Origin of the sequence: Pseudomonas sp. 14A (assembly GCF_018132745.1) — a bacterium.
Lineage (GTDB): Bacteria > Pseudomonadota > Gammaproteobacteria > Pseudomonadales > Pseudomonadaceae > Aquipseudomonas > Aquipseudomonas mercuritolerans.
On the sequence record NZ_JAGRQJ010000025.1, the window covers coordinates 1 to 456 of the forward strand.

Here is a 456-nt window from a genome sequence, read left to right on the forward strand (position 1 = left end):
TTGAAACGAATGGTGGGTGATGACGGGATCGAACCGCCGACATTCTGCTTGTAAGGCAGACGCTCTCCCAGCTGAGCTAATCACCCTTCGCTTCGTTACGGGGCGCATTATGCCACAAGTTTTCGTAAAGTGTTGATTTAATTGAATATTTTTCAAAAAAATCTGAAAACCGGTGAAACGATACATCCCGCGGTTACAACCTTGAGACAGAAAAAAACCCGCTTCAGCGGGTTTTTCCGTGGCGACCTGGCGTTCAGTGGTCCAGGTTACCGAATATGGCGCAGCGGACGGGACTCGAACCCGCGACCCCCGGCGTGACAGGCCGGTATTCTAACCGACTGAACTACCGCTGCGCTAAACACTTGAAACGAATGGTGGGTGATGACGGGATCGAACCGCCGACATTCTGCTTGTAAGGCAGACGCTCTCCCAGCTGAGCTAATCACCCTTCGCTTC

3 tRNA genes are annotated in these 456 nt (G+C 52.2%); all 3 read right to left on the bottom strand.

What is annotated here, in order from left to right:
* Nucleotides 1-10 precede the first annotated feature (10 nt).
* Nucleotides 11-86, bottom strand: a tRNA-Val gene (locus PS14A_RS26475).
* Between the two features lie 190 nt (nucleotides 87-276).
* Nucleotides 277-353 (bottom strand) — tRNA-Asp (locus PS14A_RS26480).
* Nucleotides 354-372: 19 nt separating this feature from the next.
* A tRNA-Val gene (locus PS14A_RS26485) sits at nucleotides 373-448 on the bottom strand.
* Between the last annotated feature and the right edge of the window lie 8 nt (nucleotides 449-456).